Genomic DNA, 504 nt, shown 5'->3' with positions numbered 1-504 from the left:
ACTTCGTGCCCAAGCAAGTCGGCCGGCCGGTGTACTCCTATCGCCTGTCCATCGTGCACTTCTGGGCGCTGATCACCCTGTACATCTGGGCCGGGCCGCACCACCTGCACTACACCGCCCTGCCCGATTGGGCGCAGTCGCTGGGCATGGCGATGTCGCTGATCCTCCTGGCCCCCAGCTGGGGCGGCATGATCAACGGCATGATGACCCTCTCGGGCGCCTGGCATAAGCTGCGCAGCGACCCGATCCTGCGCTTCCTGGTGCTGTCCCTGGCGTTCTACGGCATGTCGACCTTCGAAGGGCCGATGATGGCGATCAAGACTGTCAACGCCCTCTCCCACTACACCGACTGGACCATCGGCCACGTGCACGCCGGAGCCCTGGGCTGGGTGGCGATGATCACCTTCGGCGCCACCTACCACATGGTGCCCAAAGTCTTCGGGCGCGAGCAGATGCACAGCACCCCGCTGATCAACCTGCACTTCTGGCTCGCGACCATCGGCA

The 504-nt window shown here is 64.9% G+C and carries 1 protein-coding gene; it reads left to right on the top strand.

Going from position 1 to position 504, the window contains the following annotated elements; translation table 11 throughout:
- A partial coding sequence (locus IB249_RS30300) for a cbb3-type cytochrome c oxidase subunit I (RefSeq protein WP_192309935.1) occupies positions 1-504 on the top strand: 504 nt, incomplete at both ends.

Source organism: Pseudomonas sp. PDM04 (assembly GCF_014851765.1).
Lineage (GTDB): Bacteria > Pseudomonadota > Gammaproteobacteria > Pseudomonadales > Pseudomonadaceae > Aquipseudomonas.
This window is presented reverse-complemented; position numbering and strand designations above follow the sequence as displayed.